Annotated in this window: 14 protein-coding genes and 1 riboswitch; of the genes, 10 read left to right on the top strand and 4 right to left on the bottom strand. The window is 73.1% G+C overall.

Annotated features, from left to right (window positions below):
* Positions 1 to 41 precede the first annotated feature (41 nt).
* Genes IG86_RS0109465 through IG86_RS45010 form a run of 3 tightly spaced genes read left to right on the top strand, consistent with a single transcriptional unit; the run spans position 42 to position 3,059 of the window.
* On the top strand, positions 42 to 1,763 hold the full coding sequence (locus IG86_RS0109465; protein WP_078848112.1) for a hypothetical protein: 1,722 nt from the start codon (positions 42 to 44) through the stop codon (positions 1,761 to 1,763).
* Positions 1,750 to 2,133 (top strand): hypothetical protein, encoded by a 384-nt coding sequence (locus tag IG86_RS0109460; protein WP_030822705.1) that lies wholly within the window; start codon positions 1,750 to 1,752, stop codon positions 2,131 to 2,133. The genes IG86_RS0109465 and IG86_RS0109460 overlap by 14 nt, the downstream gene beginning before the upstream one ends.
* A 2-nt stretch (positions 2,134 to 2,135) precedes the next feature.
* Complete coding sequence (locus tag IG86_RS45010; RefSeq protein ID WP_051785063.1) at positions 2,136 to 3,059, top strand: hypothetical protein; 924 nt, start codon at positions 2,136 to 2,138, stop codon at positions 3,057 to 3,059.
* 104 nt (positions 3,060 to 3,163) lie between these two features.
* Here IG86_RS45010 and IG86_RS0109450 read toward each other — a convergent pair whose 3' ends face one another.
* A complete protein-coding gene (locus tag IG86_RS0109450; RefSeq protein ID WP_030822711.1) occupies positions 3,164 to 3,688 on the bottom strand; it encodes a carboxymuconolactone decarboxylase family protein in 525 nt (174 codons plus the stop codon).
* A 47-nt stretch (positions 3,689 to 3,735) separates the two neighbouring features.
* Here IG86_RS0109450 and pdxR point away from each other — a divergent pair, with 47 nt between their 5' ends.
* A complete protein-coding gene (gene pdxR, locus IG86_RS0109445; RefSeq protein ID WP_030896222.1) occupies positions 3,736 to 5,133 on the top strand; it encodes a MocR-like pyridoxine biosynthesis transcription factor PdxR in 1,398 nt (465 codons plus the stop codon).
* A gap of 64 nt (positions 5,134 to 5,197) precedes the next feature.
* Here the strand turns inward: pdxR and IG86_RS0109440 are convergent, their stop codons facing one another.
* Positions 5,198 to 6,052 (bottom strand): DMT family protein, encoded by an 855-nt coding sequence (locus IG86_RS0109440; RefSeq protein WP_030896219.1) that lies wholly within the window; start codon positions 6,050 to 6,052, stop codon positions 5,198 to 5,200.
* Positions 6,053 to 6,156: 104 nt separating this feature from the next.
* Here IG86_RS0109440 and IG86_RS0109435 point away from each other — a divergent pair, with 104 nt between their 5' ends.
* Together IG86_RS0109435 and IG86_RS0109430 are read left to right on the top strand one after the other, a co-directional pair.
* Positions 6,157 to 6,453, top strand: a complete 297-nt coding sequence (locus IG86_RS0109435; RefSeq protein WP_030659419.1) for a hypothetical protein — start codon at positions 6,157 to 6,159, stop codon at positions 6,451 to 6,453.
* A 7-nt stretch (positions 6,454 to 6,460) separates the two neighbouring features.
* Entirely contained in the window at positions 6,461 to 7,663 is a 1,203-nt protein-coding gene (locus IG86_RS0109430) for a glutathionylspermidine synthase family protein (protein ID WP_030822721.1), read from the top strand.
* Between the two features lie 21 nt (positions 7,664 to 7,684).
* Here IG86_RS0109430 and rocD read toward each other — a convergent pair whose 3' ends face one another.
* Entirely contained in the window at positions 7,685 to 8,890 is a 1,206-nt protein-coding gene (gene rocD, locus IG86_RS0109425; RefSeq protein WP_030822724.1) for an ornithine--oxo-acid transaminase, read from the bottom strand.
* Between the two features lie 170 nt (positions 8,891 to 9,060).
* Positions 9,061 to 9,151, top strand: a riboswitch (ZMP/ZTP riboswitch).
* A gap of 34 nt (positions 9,152 to 9,185) precedes the next feature.
* Here rocD and IG86_RS0109420 point away from each other — a divergent pair.
* From IG86_RS0109420 to IG86_RS0109405, 4 genes are all read left to right on the top strand, one after another.
* Positions 9,186 to 10,454 carry a serine hydroxymethyltransferase gene (locus IG86_RS0109420; RefSeq protein ID WP_030896217.1) on the top strand — a complete coding sequence of 423 codons (1,269 nt, stop codon included), beginning with the start codon at positions 9,186 to 9,188 and terminating at the stop codon, positions 10,452 to 10,454.
* Positions 10,455 to 10,613: 159 nt separating this feature from the next.
* A complete protein-coding gene (gene trpS / locus IG86_RS0109415) occupies positions 10,614 to 11,627 on the top strand; it encodes a tryptophan--tRNA ligase (RefSeq protein ID WP_030896214.1) in 1,014 nt (337 codons plus the stop codon).
* Between the two features lie 97 nt (positions 11,628 to 11,724).
* Positions 11,725 to 12,330 carry a 2'-5' RNA ligase family protein gene (locus IG86_RS0109410; protein WP_030822734.1) on the top strand — a complete coding sequence of 202 codons (606 nt, stop codon included), beginning with the start codon at positions 11,725 to 11,727 and terminating at the stop codon, positions 12,328 to 12,330.
* Positions 12,331 to 12,508: 178 nt separating this feature from the next.
* Positions 12,509 to 13,447: a YihY/virulence factor BrkB family protein gene (locus IG86_RS0109405; protein WP_030896211.1), complete on the top strand. Its 939-nt coding sequence runs from the start codon at positions 12,509 to 12,511 to the stop codon at positions 13,445 to 13,447.
* A gap of 194 nt (positions 13,448 to 13,641) precedes the next feature.
* Here the strand turns inward: IG86_RS0109405 and IG86_RS38550 are convergent, their stop codons facing one another.
* Positions 13,642 to 14,835 carry a D-alanyl-D-alanine carboxypeptidase family protein gene (locus IG86_RS38550; RefSeq protein ID WP_078658825.1) on the bottom strand — a complete coding sequence of 398 codons (1,194 nt, stop codon included), beginning with the start codon at positions 14,833 to 14,835 and terminating at the stop codon, positions 13,642 to 13,644.
* Positions 14,836 to 14,892: the final 57 nt, after the last annotated feature.

The following is a 14,892-nucleotide window of genomic DNA, read 5'->3' as shown; positions in this document are numbered from 1 at the left end:
TCCGCCTGTCGCAAGTTGTAAGGGAAATCTAAGGTCGGTCGGTGACCGAGAGCCCGATTCCCCGCCAGCACACCGGCGCCCCGCAGGACGACCCCCGCACCGGCCGTCCCCCCGTCGACCCGGCGGTCAGCGAGGCCGGCCGCTTCCTGTGTGCGGGCACCTACCTCGACGCCGGGTACCGCGACCGCGTCATCGAGGAGCTGTACGTCCACGAGGAGCGCATCGTCGCGCCCTCCTACGGCTTCGACGCCTCGCGCGTCCTCGCCCACGCCCTGCGCGCCCGTCGCGCCGAACTCGGCTGGGCGGTCGGCATACTCGGCGCCTGGTTCGCGGGGTCCCTCCTCACCGGGGGCGCCCTCGTGGTGGTGCTCTTCCCGTTCCTGCTGCTGAGCCTCGCCGGCTGGCTCAGGGCCCGGTCCGGGCTGCTGCCGCGCCTGCTGGCCCTCGTCGTGCGGATCTACGCCTGGTGGAACCTCGCCGTCATCGTGGTCCTCGTCCTCGGGATCTGGCTGGCCCTCCTCGGTGCCTTCGGCGACGAGGACGAAGGCCCCATCGGCCTCGGCGCGCTGCTCTTCTCCCAGGGCATCGGCGGCCCGGCGGCCGGCTTCGTCCTCGGATGGATCCCGGCGGTCTTCGCCGCGGTCGTCACCGTCGTCGGACTCCAGCGCGGCCACGTCGCCCGGACCATCGCCACCGACCTCAACCGCGACCGGTACGCCCACCGTTCCGCCGACCCGGCGGAAGCGGAGCAGGGCGTACGGTTCGCCCGCGTGCGGCAGCGCATCCTGCACGAGCAGCACGCGCCGATGATCATGTACGACATCAACGACCCGTTCGTCGGGGCCGGTGAGGCGTACCGCCCCTGGCAGGTGTCCTTCGAGCTGCGCGCCCGCGAGGACCTCGAAGCCGGACGCGAACCGGAGCCGCTCACCAACGCCCGCATCGTGGAGCGGATCGTGCCGCTGCTGGAGCGGCTGCGGGTGCCGTCGCAGCACGGGTCCCCGCAGGCCGAGGCCGCCGTACTGGACCGCATGCGCGAGCTGGTCGTCGACAGCTGTGTGTTCCTGCCGGGCGGAGGGCTGGACCACCGCGACGAAGGACCCCACCTGCGGGCCGACTTCGAGGCGCACCGGGCCGCCGCCGTGGAGGAGGGCGGCGAGCGCCGCCGGTACTTCCTGCGCGTCCGGGTCGGCGGCTGGGACGAGAACCTCGTCGTCACCGTGTTCGTACGGGTCCACACCCAGGGCGGGATGATGATGGTGGAGGTGGCGCCGCACGTGCTGCTGCCCGTGCACGTCGCCTTCCACAACGCCGACGCGGACGCCCACCGCTACCTGAACAACAGCCGGTTCGGCAAGGCCGTCTGGGCCCTGCGGCACACGCCCGCCTCCTTCACGGCCGCCCTCGTCACCCTGGGCCGCGGCATCGCGAGCTGGTGGCGGATCGCCACCGCCGGCAACGGCGGGGCCCGCCCGGAGGGGCCGCGGGCGTCGGTGCGCGAACTCGCCGCGCAGGACAACGGATCGCTGTTCCACCTCATGGACCTCGACCGGTATCTGAAGACCATTCAGGACCGGATCGTCGCCGGCATTACCGTGGTCCTGGACGAAGCCGGCTGGCACACCGAGGCGTTCGCGCGGCGCGCCGACGTCTACGTCGGCGCCGGCGGGACGTACATCGGGTCGATGCACGACAGCGCGGCCAGCTTCGGCGGCAGCGGGAACCACAACAGCACACACAGGGGGAGCCATGGCAACAGGTGACGGGGGCGCGCAGGAGCCCGCCGTGCGGATCGGCAGCGTCCACGGCAGCGCGTTCAGCATCGGCGGTTCCGGCAACACCAACACCGTCCACCAGGGCGGTACGGGGGCGGACGCGCCCGGCGCGGCCGAACTGCTGGAGGCGGTGCTCGCCCTGCGCCAGGCCCTCGTCCGGGAGGCGCCGCGGGGCGCCGACCGGAGCGCGCTCGACGCCGAACTGGACGGGGTCGCCGAGCAGCTGGAGGACACCGAGGAGATCCGGCCCGGCCTGGTCACCCGGCTGCGCGGGGCGCTGGAGCGGTGGGCCCCGCTGGTGGAGTCGGTGAGCGCGGCCGCTGCCCTGGGCAGCCTGCTCGGCGCGCTGGGGGGCTGATCGTGGCTCCGCCGCAGCCGCCGTCGGGCCCGCGCCGCTGGGACGCGCAGGCGCAGCGCTGGGTGGTCGACCAGGCCCCGGCCGGGCCCCAGACCGGGGCCCAGGCCGGACCCCCGCCGGGTGGCGTCCAGGGCCTGCCGCCGCTTCCGCCGCAGCCGCCGACCGCGCCCACGCCCCCGTACGGGCCGCCGCCCGTGCCGCCGCAGCCCGGCCACGGGGCCGCCGACAGGCCGCGCGGCCGCTGGCTGACCCCGGCGACGGCGGGCATCGCGGTCGCCTCCGTCGCGATCGGCGCGGCCGCCGTGTGGTTCGTGGCCCGGGACACCGGCGACGCGGACCGCGCGGGGGAGAAGAACGGGACGGTGACCTCGGGCGCGCCGACGGGGTCCGGCGGCGGCCCGTCCACCGCCACCGGCGCCCCTTCCACCGGTTCCGGACCGACCCGGACGCCCACCCCGAGCCCCACCGGCACCGGCACCGGGCCCGGCGCGGGAGCCCACGAGACGAAGCAGGACGCGGCGGGCTTCACCATCGCCGTCCCGGCGGGCTGGGCGCGCGAGGAGCTCAAGGAGGGCGTCTTCTACCGCTCGGCCGACCGGAGCGCGCTGATCCAGGTGTTCCGGGTGTCGGAGCCGGAGCTGAGCCCGCTCCAGGCGGTCAAGCAGGCCTCCACCTACCTGCGGGGCGGCACCCGGGGGTACGAGGAGATCAGCGTCGGCCCGGTGTCAGGCAGCCCGAATGCGGCGGAGCTCGTCTACCAGTACGACAGCGAGGAGTCGCGCGGGGTGCGGCGCGGCGTCGAACGGGTCTTCCTCGCGGCGGACGGCACCAAGTGGGCGCTGTTGACGGCGGGTCCCGTCGCCGAGTGGCAGGTCACGCAGGACCACCACGCTGCGGCGCTGGCGGCGTTCCGGCCGACCGGCTGACGGGCCGGCCCGGCCCGGCCCGGGTGGGCCCGGCCCGGCCCGGGTGGGCCCGGCCCGGCCCGGGTGGGCCCGGCCCGGGTCGGGTGGGCCCGGCCCGGGTCGGGTCAGCTCTTGTACATGCCCGGCGTGTAGTGGCCCGGCACCATGCGGGTGGTGACACCGATGCGGTTCCACACGTTGATCGTCGCGATGACGGCGATCAGCTGGGCCAGCTCGCGCTCTTCGAAGTGCGCCGCGGCCTTCGCGTACACCTCGTCGGGCACGAAGCCGTCCGTCAGCACCGTGACCGCCTCGGTGAACTCGATCGCGGCGAGCTCCTTCTCCGTGTAGAAGTGCCGCGACTCCTCCCAGGCGCCCAGCTGCACGATCCGCTCGACGCTCTCACCGGCGGCGATCGCGTCCTTGGTGTGCATGTCGAGGCAGAAGGCGCAGTGGTTGACCTGGGAGGCCCGGATCTTGACGAGCTCGACCAGGGACGGCTCCAGGCCCTTGCGGGCGGCGAGTTCCAGGGCCAGGACGGCCTTGTAGACCTCGGGGGCGAGCTTCGCCATGTGCATGCGCGGTGTGTGCTCGGGGGCGTGGTCGTGGGCGTGCGAGTGGGTCCGGCGGTTCTCTGCGGTGGTCGTCATGTGATCCACACTAGGAGCGAGGCGGCCCGCCGATATGGTCCATATCCATGACGGATCCTTGGGCCACTTTCGGAGCCGACCTGCATCTGGACCTCTCCGCCGGGCGCGGTCTTCGGGCCGGGCTCACCGAGGCGCTGCGGGAGGCCGCGCGCAGCGGGCGGCTGGCGGCCGGCACCCGGCTGCCGTCCTCCCGGACCCTCGCGGCCGACCTGGGCATCGCACGGAACACGGTCGCCGAGGCGTACGCCGAGCTCGTCGCGGAGGGCTGGCTCACGGCCCGGCAGGGCTCCGGCACCCGGGTCGCCGAACGGGCCCGCCCGCGCCGGGCCGCGGCGGCCGCCCCCGTACGCCGCCCCGCGCGCGGCGGGCCCGCGTACAGCCTCATCCCCGGCACCCCGGACCTGGGCGGTTTCCCGCGCGCGGCCTGGCTGTCGGCGGCCCGGCGGGCGCTGACCGCCGCCCCGAACGAGGCCTTCGGCTACGCGACCGACGGCCGCGGCCGCGTCGAGCTGCGGCAGGCGCTGGCGGGCTACCTGGCGCGGGCGCGCGGGGTCTACGCGGACCCGGACCGGATCGTGCTGTGCGCGGGCTTCCTGCACGGGCTGAAGCTGCTCGCGGCGGTGCTGCGGGCGCGGCGGGTTCGGGAGGTCGCCGTCGAGGGGTACGGCCTGGACTTCCACCGGGACGTGCTGGTGGGGGCGGGGCTGCGGACCACACCGCTCGGGGTGGACGGCGAGGGGGCCCGTACGGGGGAGCTGACCGCGGCTGCGGGTGCGGTCCTGCTGACCCCGGCCCACCAGTTCCCGACGGGCGCGGCCCTGACCCCGGCCCGCCGTGCGGCCGCGGTCGACTGGGCCCGGACCACCGGCGGGCTGATCCTGGAGGACGACTACGACGGCGAGTTCCGCTACGACCGGCAGCCGGTGGGTGCCCTGCAGGGCCTGGACCCGGACCGGGTGGTGTACCTCGGCACGGCCAGCAAGTCCCTCGCCCCGGGGCTGCGGATCGGCTGGATGGTGCTCCCGCCGGGCCTGCTGGAGGAGGTCACCGCGGCGAAGGGGCACACGGACTGGACCTCCAGCGCGCCGGACCAGCTCACGCTGGCGGAGTTCATCGAATCCGGGGCGTACGACCGGCACGTGCGCGGGATGCGGCTGCGCTACCGGCGGCGGCGGGACGAGCTGGTGGCGGCGGTGGCCGGCCGGGTGGTGGGGGTCTCGGGGATCGCGGCGGGCCTGCACGCGGTGCTGGACCTCCCGGCGGGCACGGAACGGTCGGTGCTGCAGTCGGCGGCCTGGCAGGACCTGGCCCTGCACGGCCTCTCCGCCTTCCGCCACCCGCAGGCCGATGTCGCGCCGCGGGACGCGCTGGTCGTCGGCTACGGCACGCCGTCGGACAGCGCGTGGGCCCCGACCCTCGCGGCGCTGGCCGCCTCGCTGCCGTGACGGCTCCGCCGGGGGAGGCGGTGGGCGCACCGTTGCGGGGGCTCCGCCCCCGGACCCCCGCGCCTCAAACGCCGGCGGGGCCGGAGTGCGGCCCCGGCGGCGACTTCGGTTCGCCGAAGCGGGAGAGGGCCAGGGAGCCGGCCACGGCCACCGCGAAGCCCGTCACCGCCAGCCACGTCAGGCCCTCCCGGGTGCGGTCGCCGAGCCAGACCACGCCCACCAGTGCCGGGCCGATCGTCTCGCCGAGCACCAGGCCGGCCGTCGCGACCGTCACCGAGCCGCGCGCCAGCGCCGAGGTCAGGAGCAGGAAGCCGGCCGCCCCGCCCAGCAGCAGCGCGTACAGGGCCGGGTTGGCGAAGTCCCACACCGAGTCGATGAGCCGCACCGAGACCTCCACCACCCCGAAGCCCGTGCCCGACCCCAGGCCGAGGACCAGGGCGCGCGGCCCGTCCGGCAGCCCGCCCGCGACCGCCCCGACCAGCAGCACCAGCACCGCCACGCCCAGCAGCCCCAGCTTCAGCGCGAGCGAACCCGTCCCGGCGCCCTCCTCCCCCGCGGACAGCCCCAGCATCAGCAGCCCCGCGCACACCACGCCCACCGCGCACCACTCCGCCGTGGACAGCCGTACCGCCATCAGCCTCGACGCGACCACGGCCGTCACCGCCAGACTGGCGGCCAGCGCGGCCCCGACCACGTAGATCGGCACGTGCCGCAACGCGATGATCTGCAGTACGAATCCGGCCGCGTCCAGGACGAGGCCCAGCACGTAGCGCCACTGCCGCGCGGCCCGCAGGAACAGCGCCGCGTCCACCCCGGAGCCGCTGCCGGGCTCCACCGCCCGCGTCGCGACGGCCTGCAGAACGGACGCCGTGCCGAAGCACACCGCCGCACCCAGCGAGCAAATCATCCCAATCAGCACGAACTGACTTTAGGTCACGGATCTCACGGCGGCCGGATTCCATCGGCCGGGGGCCCCGCTCTAGTCTGTCGGGAGCACGCCAGGCCCCAGGGGGAGCAGCAGACATGGACAGCAGCAGCACCAACCAGCGCCGGATGCGCTCAGGCGCCGTCGCCCTCGGAGGCATGGGCCTGCTCGCGGCCACCCTCGTGGCCTGCGGCAGCAGCGACGAGCCGGACCGCCGTTGCGCGTCCCGCTCCACGCTGGACCACTTGAACAGCAAGGAGTGCAAGACCGGCGGAACCGGCGCGTACTACTACGGCGGCCGCGTCAGCAACGGCAAGGTCACCGGCGGCAGCTTCGACAAGTCCGCCGTCACCCGCGGCGGCATCGGCGGCCACTCCAGCTCCAGCGGCGGCTGATCACACGATGCAGCGGCACACCATCGAGCCACGTCCCGGCTGGCAGAAGACGGTCGAGGAGCAGGGGCTGATCTACCCCCTCACCCGCTACCCCGACGACTCGCTGCGCCCCTACTGGGACGAGAGCGCCTACTACTCCTTCTCCCTCCCGGAGATCGAGGCCCTGGAGAACGTCGTCGAGGAACTGCACGCCATGTGCCTGGCCGCCGCCGCGCACATCGTCGAGCACGACCGCTTCGCCGACCTCGGCATCACCGATCCGCGGCTCGCCGCGCTGATCACCGAGTCCTGGCGCCGCCGCGCCGAACAGCCCTCCCTCTACGGCCGTTTCGACCTGCGCTACGACGGCAGCGGCAGCCCGGCCAAGATGCTGGAGTACAACGCGGACACCCCGACCTCCCTGGTGGAGGCGGCCAGCCCGCAGTGGTTCTGGATGGAGGAGCGCTTCCCCGGCGCCGACCAGTGGAACTCCCTCCACGAGCGCCTCGTCGACGCCTGGCGCCGCCAGGCGGAGCTGCTGGCGCCCGGCCCGCTGCACTTCGCGCACTCCGAGACCGACGAGCTCGGCGAGGACCTGATGACGGTCGCCTACCTCCAGGAGACCGCGGACCAGGCCGGCCTGGAGACCCACGCCCTGTCCGTGGAGCAGATCGGCTGGGACAGCCTGTCCGGCCGGTTCGTCGACGAAAAGCTCCGCTTCATCCGCAGCTGCTTCAAGCTCTACCCGTGGGAGTGGCTGGCCACGGACGAGTTCGGCCCGCAGGTCCTCGGCACCTACGACCACGGCGGCGGCTCCGGCACCACCTGCTGGATCGAGCCGCTGTGGAAGATGCTGCTCTCCAACAAGGCGCTGCTCGCGATCCTGTGGGAGCTGTTCCCGGAGCACCCGAACCTGCTGCCCGCCTACCTCGACGGCCCGCGCGAGCTGGCGGAGCCCGGGTCGGCCGGCTACGTGGCCAAGCCCCTCCTCGGCCGTGAGGGCGCCGGCGTCACCCTGCACGGGCCGGGCCCGGACGGGGAGCCGTTCGTACCCGAGCCGGGGGAGCGGTACTGCTTCCAGGGGCTGGCCCCGCTGCCCGACTTCGACGGCAACCGCGTGGTGCTCGGCGCGTGGGTCGTCGAGGACGAGGCGGCGGGGCTCGGGATCCGCGAATCGGCGGGGCCGGTCACGGACGAGTACGCCCGCTTCCTGCCCCACGTCATCCTCTGAGGGGTGTGTGCCCGGCTCGTCCTACGCGCCGAGCACCGAGCGGAGCTGGTCCAGGCCCCAGTCCAGGTCCTCCTTGGTGATCACCAGCGGCGGGGCGATCCGGATCGTCGAGCCGTGGGTGTCCTTCACGAGCACCCCGAGCTCCATCAGCTTCTCGGAGATCTCCCGGCCCGTACCGCGGGAGGGGTCGATGTCGACGCCCGCCCACAGGCCGCGGCCGCGCACCGCGGTCACGGCGCCCCCGCCGACGAGCAGGTTCAGCTCGCGGTGGAGGTGGTCGCCCAGTTCGGTGGCCCGCTGCTGGTGCTCGCCGGTCCGCAGCATGGCGATCACCTCCAGCGCGACGGCGCAGGCGAGCGGGTTCCCGCCGAAGGTGGACCCGTGCTGGCCGGGCCCGAACACCCCCAGCACGTCCCGGTCGGCGACGACCGCCGACACCGGCACGACCCCGCCGCCGAGCGCCTTGCCGAGGATGTAGACGTCGGGGACGACCCCCTCGTGCTCGCAGGCGAAGGTCTTCCCGGTCCGGCCGAGGCCCGACTGGATCTCGTCGGCCATGAAGAGCACGTTGCGTTCGCGGGTCAGTTCCCGTACGCCGCTCAGGTATCCGGCGGGCGGCACCAGCACCCCCGCCTCGCCCTGGATCGGCTCCAGCAGCACGGCCACGGTGTTCTCCGTGACGGCGTGGGACAGCGCGGTGAGGTCTCCGTACGGGACGATCTCGAAGCCGGGCGTGTACGGGCCGAAGTGGTCGCGGGCGTCGTGGTCCGTCGAGAAGGAGACGACGGTCGTGGTCCGCCCGTGGAAGTTGTCGGCGGCCACCACGATCTTGGCGTGGCCGTCCGGGACGCCCTTGACCTCGTAGCCCCACTTGCGGGCGGTCTTCACCGCCGTCTCCACCGCCTCCGCACCCGTGTTCATGGGCAGCACCATCTCCTTGCCGCACAGCGCGGCGAGTTCGGTGCAGAAGTCGGCGAAACGGTCGTGGTGGAAGGCGCGCGAGGTGAGCGTGACCCGCTCCAGCTGGGCGTGCGCGGCGTCGATCAGACGGCGGTTGCCGTGACCGAAGTTGAGCGCGGAGTACCCGGCGAGCATGTCGAGGTATCTGCGGCCTTCCACATCGGTCATCCACGCGCCTTCCGCGGACGCGACGACGACGGGCAGCGGGTGGTAGTTGTGCGCGCTGTGCGCGTCGGCGGAGCGGATGGCATCAGCTGTTGTCGACACGGGGTCTCCGATCGTCCGTCTGGCCGGTGAAGCGGTGACGAGGGTGGCGTCACCTTCTTATCGTCGCTCGTATCCCGGACGCAGAAACCTGTTCCGCGGCGCGCCCGCCGGGCGAGCGGGTTGGCGGCGGCCCCGCGGGCGACGCTGCGGACCCGCTCATCTAGGGTGTCGGTACGCACGGCGACTGGCGTACGGAGAACCAACTCCGGGGGAGTCGTGCGCGCTCGACCGCATACAGGGCCGCTCGCCTGGGCCTCGCGGGGTACCGATCACATCGACCCCGGAGGAGCCCGCCGTGTCCGCGAGCCGCCATCCCGCCCTTTCCGCGACCGATCCCGAACTGGCGTCCTACGTCGCCGCGGAGGAAGTCCTCCAGGCGGAGACCCTGCGCCTGATCCCCAGCGAGAACTACGTGTCCGCGGCCGTCCTCGAAGCCTCCGGCACCGTGCTGCAGAACAAGTACAGCGAGGGCTACCCCGGCCGCCGCTACTACGAGGGCCAGCAGAACATCGACCGGGTCGAGGCGCTGGCGATCGAGCGCGCCAAGGGCCTGTTCGGCGTGGACCACGCCAACGTGCAGCCGTACTCCGGCTCCCCGGCCAACCTGGCCGTGTACCTGGCCTTCGCGAAGCCCGGCGACACGGTCATGGGCATGGCGCTGCCGATGGGCGGCCACCTGACGCACGGATGGGGCGTCTCGGCGACGGGCTCGTGGTTCCGGGGCGTGCAGTACGGCGTCCGCGCCGACACGGGCCTGATCGACTACGACGCCGTGCGCGAGCTGGCCCTCGCCGAGCGGCCCAAGGTGATCTTCTGCGGTGGCACGGCCCTGCCGAGGACCATCGACTTCGCCGCCTTCGCGGAGATCGCGCGCGAGGCGGGCTCGGTCCTGGTCGCGGACGTCGCCCACATCGCCGGCCTGATCGCGGGCGGCGCGCACCCGTCCCCGGCGGACCACGTGGACGTCATCTCCACCACGACCCACAAGACCCTGCGCGGACCGCGCGGCGCGATGCTGATGTGCCGCGAGGAGCACGCGAAGGCGATCGACAAGGCCGTCTTCCCGGGCCTGCAGGGCGGTCCGCACAACCAGACGACGGCCGGCATCGCGGTGGCGCTGCACGAGGCGGCGCAGCCGTCCTTCGTCCGGTACGCGCACGCGGTCGTGGCCAACGCCAAGGCGCTGGCCGCGGCACTGCTGGAGCGGGGCTTCGACCTGGTGTCGGGCGGTACGGACAACCACCTGATCCTGATCGACCTGACGGGCAAGGAGGTGCCGGGCAAGGTCGCGGCCAAGGCGCTGGACCGGGCGGGGATCGTCGTGAACTACAACACGGTGCCGTTCGACCCGCGCAAGCCGTTCGACCCCTCGGGGGTGCGGATCGGTACGCCGTCGCTGACGTCGCGGGGGCTGACCACGGAGCACATGCCGGTGGTCGCGGACTGGATCGCCCGGGCGGTGGACGCCGCGGCCAAGGGCGACGAGCCGGCCCTGGCCGTGATCCGTGCGGAGGTGGGCGACCTGATGGCCGCCTTCCCGGCCCCGGGCCTGCCGCTGTCCTGACCTGCGCCGCCGCTGCCGGGGGCGCCGCCCCCCGACCCCCGCGCCTCGAACGCCGGCGTTCGAGGCGCGGGGGTCGGCAGCGCCCGAAGGGCACCGCGCGGCGCAAGGAACCGGCCGAGGGCGGGCGTGAGCCCGCTCCGCACCTGAGAGAATGGGGCCATGGCTTCTGATCGTCCTCGCGCGCTCTCCGGCATCCAGCCCACCTCCGGTTCGTTCCACCTCGGGAACTACCTCGGAGCCATCCGCCAGTACGTCGCCCTCCAGGAGACGCACGACGCGTTCTACATGGTCGTCGACCTGCACGCGATCACCATGCCCCAGGATCCGAAGGACCTGCGCGCGAACACCCGCCTCTCCGCCGCGCAGCTGCTCGCCGCCGGTCTGGACCCGGAGCGCTGCACGCTCTTCATCCAGAGCCACGTCCCCGAGCACGCGCAGCTCGGCTGGGTGATGAACTGCATCACCGGCTTCGGCGAGGCCAGCCGGATGACGCAGTTCAAGGACAAGTCCGCCAAGGGCGGCGTCAACAGCGCCAGCGTCGGCCTCTTCACGTACCCGATCCTCCAGGTCGCCGACATCCTGCTCTACCAGGCGGACGCCGTCCCGGTCGGCGAGGACCAGCGCCAGCACATCGAGCTGACCCGCGACCTGGCCGAGCGTTTCAACGGCCGCTTCGGCCAGACCTTCACCCTCCCGGCGGCGCACATCGTCAAGGAGGTCGCGAAGATCTACGACCTCCAGGACCCGGCGATCAAGATGTCGAAGTCGGCGTCGTCCCCCAAGGGCCTGATCAACCTCCTCGACGAGGCCAAGGTCACCGAGAAGAAGATCAAGAGCGCGGTCACCGACACCGAGGCCGAGATCCGGTTCGACACCGAGAAGAAGCCCGGCGTCAGCAACCTGCTCACGATCTACTCCACCCTCACGGGCGAGTCGATCCCCGCCCTGGAGGAGAAGTACGCGGGCAAGGGCTACGGCGCGCTCAAGACGGACCTGGCCGGTGTGATGGTCGATTTCGTCACACCCTTCAAGCAGCGCACCCAGGAGTACCTGGACGACCCCGAGACGCTGGACTCCATCCTGGCCAAGGGCGCGGAGAAGGCCCGCGCGGTGGCCGCGGAGACCCTCGCGCAGGCGTACGACCGGCTGGGTCTGCTGCCCGCCAAGCACTGACGAACGCACCTACGGAAAGTCGGCTCTGGCACGAAGAGGGGTCCTGGCCGCACACTGGGGCGGCAGGAGTCCACAGGGACAAGCGGAGGAGAGATACGTGGGGACCGTAACGCTCGGCGTTTCGATCGCGGTCCCGGAGCCGTACGGCAGCCAGCTCCAGGAGCTGCGCGCGGGCTTCGGGGACGTTGCCGCGCACGGCATCCCCACGCACGTCACCCTCGTACCGCCGACCGAGGTGGAGGCGGACCGGCTCCCGGCGATCCGGGCCCACCTGACCGCGGTGGCGGCCGCCTTCCGCGCCTTCCCGATGCGACTGGAGGGGACGGGCACCTTCCGGCCCGTCTCGCCGGTCGTCTTCGTCCAGATCGTCGAGGGTGCCGCGGGCTGCACCCGGCTCCAGGGCGAGGTCCGCGACCCCTCCGGGCCGCTCAGCCGCGAGCTGGCCTTCCCGTACCACCCGCACGTCACCGTCGCCCACGGCATCTCCGAAGAGGCGATGGACCTGGCGTTCACGACACTGGCCGAGTACGCCGCCGAGTGGGTCTGCGCCGGGTTCGCCCTCTACGAGCAGGGCTCCGACGGGGTCTGGCGCAAGCTGCGCGAGTACCCGTTCGGGAGTGGGCCCATAGGCGTTCCGGCGCAGCCGGGTTCGCCCGCGGACCAGACCGCCGAGGCGGCCGGGGCGACCGTACGGCCTTCCTGACGGAGCGGGCGCAGGGTCAGCCGGGCGGTGCGCCGGGCACGGAACCTCAGCCTCCGAAGGACCAGGGTGTGGAACGGGCGCCCCGTCGAGGGCGCTGGGCGAAAAGTCACAATCGACGACCGTAGTCCCTGAAAGCGACAATCCCGGCTATTTCCGGCGCCTCATTTACGGTGACCCCATGGACTGGCTGACGAAACTCCCGGTGGTCGGGCCGCTGGCGGACCGTCTGATGAAGACGCACGCGTGGCGCTCCTACGAACGCCTCGACCGCGTGCACTGGACCCGGCTCGCCGCCGCGATCACCTTCATCAGCTTCCTCGCGCTCTTCCCGCTGATCGCCGTGGCCGCCGCGGTCGGGGCGGCGCTGCTCAGCGACGAGCAGCTGGACACGCTGGAGAAGAACTTCGCCGAACAGGTCCCCGGCATCTCCGACCAGCTCGACATCGGGGGGCTCGTCGCGAACGCCGCCACGATCGGCCTCGTCGCCGGCGCCCTCCTCCTCTTCACCGGCATCGGCTGGGTGGGTTCGATGCGGGACTGCCTGCGCGCGGTGTGGGAGAAGGACGACGAGGACGAGGGGAACCCCATCGTCCGCAAGGGCAAGGACGGGCTCGTCCTGCTCGGTCTCGGCGCCGTCGGCCTGGTCTCCGCGGCGGCCTCGATCCTCGGGTCCAGCGCGGTCGGGAAGACCGCCGACTGGCTGGGCATCCCGCGCGAGGGCCCGGGCGGCGCGCTGCTGCGCGCCTTCGCCTTCCTCGTCGGCGTGGTCGCCGCCTTCCTGGTGCTGCTCTACCTGCTGACCCTGCTCCCCGGCGTCGAACCGCCGAGGCGCCGGCTGATCGAGGCGGCGCTGATCGGCGCGGCCGGCTTCGAGCTGCTGAAGCTGCTCCTCAGCGGCTACATGCGCGAGGTCGCCGCGAAGAGCGTGTACGGCGCCTTCGGCGTGCCGATCGCCCTGCTGCTCTGGATCAACTTCATGGCGAAGCTGCTGCTGTACGTCTCCTCCTGGACGGCCACGCGCGAGGACGGCGACGGCGGCGGTGACGGCGAGGGGGGCGACGACGGCGACGGGGAGCCCCCGGCCGCGGCGGAACAGGAGCCGGCCGGCGGGCGGTGAGGTGCGCGAACCCCGCAGGTGAGACCTCCGAAGGACCCGTTCGAGTGAACCCAGGGCTCGGCCGCACGAGGGGGGTAGGCCGTCCGCGAGGTTCCGTGCACGATGCACGGGACCGATCGGCCCGGCCGCCTGAGCGTCCGGTCGTGGACCCCCGCCGCCCGAGCGGGTGGCGGGGGTCCACGACCCGGGGGTGTCTAGACGAGCTCCTCGTCGTGGCCCCGGCTGCGCCGGCCGCGGGGCCAGCGGCGGTTGACCACGAAGGCGCCGCCCGCCAGGACCGCGAGCGCACCGCCCGCGACGCCCAGCGCGGTGCCCACACCGCCGGCCGGACCCAGGCCGTCTCCCGACGCGTTGTTCTCGTGCGACTGGGCGGGCGAGCCGTGGGGGGAGGTGTCCGCGCTCTTCGGCGGCACCAGCTCACCCACCGGCTTGACCTTCCCGGCCGCGGCGAAGCCCCAGTCGAAGAGTGCGGCCGTCTCCTCGTAGACCGAGTTCGCGCCGCCCGCGCCCGGGTTCATCACGGTGACCAGCAGCTTCCGGGAGCCCTGCTGCGCCGCGCCCGTGAAGGTGGAGCCCGCCATGGTCGTGTTGCCGTTCTTCACCCCGGCGATGCCCTTGTACGGGGAGATCCCGCCCGCGCCCGTCATCAGCCGGTTGGTGTTCTGGATCTCGAAGTAGTCCCGCGGCTTCCCCGGCTCCTGCAGTCCGGGGAACTTCGCGCTCGCCGTGCCGCAGTACTCCCGGAAGTCCTGCTTCTGCAGTCCGGAGCGGGCGATCAGCGTGAGGTCGTACGCGCTCGACACCTGCTCCGGGGCGTCGTACCCGTCGGGCGACACCACGTGGGTGTCCAGCGCCTGGAGCTCCTCCGCGTGCGCCTGCATGTCCTTGACGGTCTTCTCGACGCCGCCGTTCATGGCCGAAAGTACGTGCACGGCGTCGTTCCCCGACCGCAGGAACACCCCCAGCCACAGGTCGTGGACGGAGTACTCGTGGTCCTCCTTGACGCCGACCAGGCTGCTGCCCGGGCCCACGCCGTCCATGTCCTGGTCGGTGACCTTGTGGACCTGCTCCTTGGGCAGGCCCGGCAGCAGGGTGTCCGCGAAGAGCATCTTCATCGTGGAGGCGGGGGGCAGCCGCCAGTGCGCGTTGTACGCCGCCAGGACCTCGCCGGACTCGGCGTCCGCCACGATCCACGACCGGCCGGTGAGGGTGGTCGGGAGGGCGGGCGCGCCGGGCAGCAGGTTCACCTGCGTCCCGGGCTGACCGAGCAGGGATCCGCCGACCGTGGACATCGACGCGGGCGGTGCGGGCGCCGCGGGAGCCTTGGCCGGCCCGCCCTTCCCGTCGGCCGGCGGGGTCGGCGCGGAGTGCGCGGGCGCCACCAGCATGGTGGGCACCAGCAACGCGGCGGTAAGGACCGTCAGAGCGGTCGTCTTGGCAGACAC

Origin of the sequence: Streptomyces virginiae, assembly GCF_000720455.1 — a bacterium.
Classification (GTDB): Bacteria; Actinomycetota; Actinomycetes; order Streptomycetales; family Streptomycetaceae; genus Streptomyces; species Streptomyces virginiae.
The sequence above is the reverse complement of the archived record's forward strand: the minus strand, read 5'-3'. Positions and strand labels throughout refer to the sequence as shown.

Coding starts and splice junctions, on each gene's coding strand:
- IG86_RS38550 (WP_078658825.1), bottom strand. CDS start 14,835: ATGCTGGTGGCGCCCGCGCACTCCGCGCCGACCCCGCCGGCCGACGGG.
- trpS (WP_030896214.1), top strand. CDS start 10,614: ATGGCTTCTGATCGTCCTCGCGCGCTCTCCGGCATCCAGCCCACCTCC.
- IG86_RS0109460 (WP_030822705.1), top strand. CDS start 1,750: ATGGCAACAGGTGACGGGGGCGCGCAGGAGCCCGCCGTGCGGATCGGC.
- IG86_RS0109435 (WP_030659419.1), top strand. CDS start 6,157: ATGGACAGCAGCAGCACCAACCAGCGCCGGATGCGCTCAGGCGCCGTC.
- pdxR (WP_030896222.1), top strand. CDS start 3,736: ATGACGGATCCTTGGGCCACTTTCGGAGCCGACCTGCATCTGGACCTC.
- IG86_RS0109405 (WP_030896211.1), top strand. CDS start 12,509: ATGGACTGGCTGACGAAACTCCCGGTGGTCGGGCCGCTGGCGGACCGT.
- IG86_RS0109450 (WP_030822711.1), bottom strand. CDS start 3,688: ATGACGACCACCGCAGAGAACCGCCGGACCCACTCGCACGCCCACGAC.
- IG86_RS0109430 (WP_030822721.1), top strand. CDS start 6,461: ATGCAGCGGCACACCATCGAGCCACGTCCCGGCTGGCAGAAGACGGTC.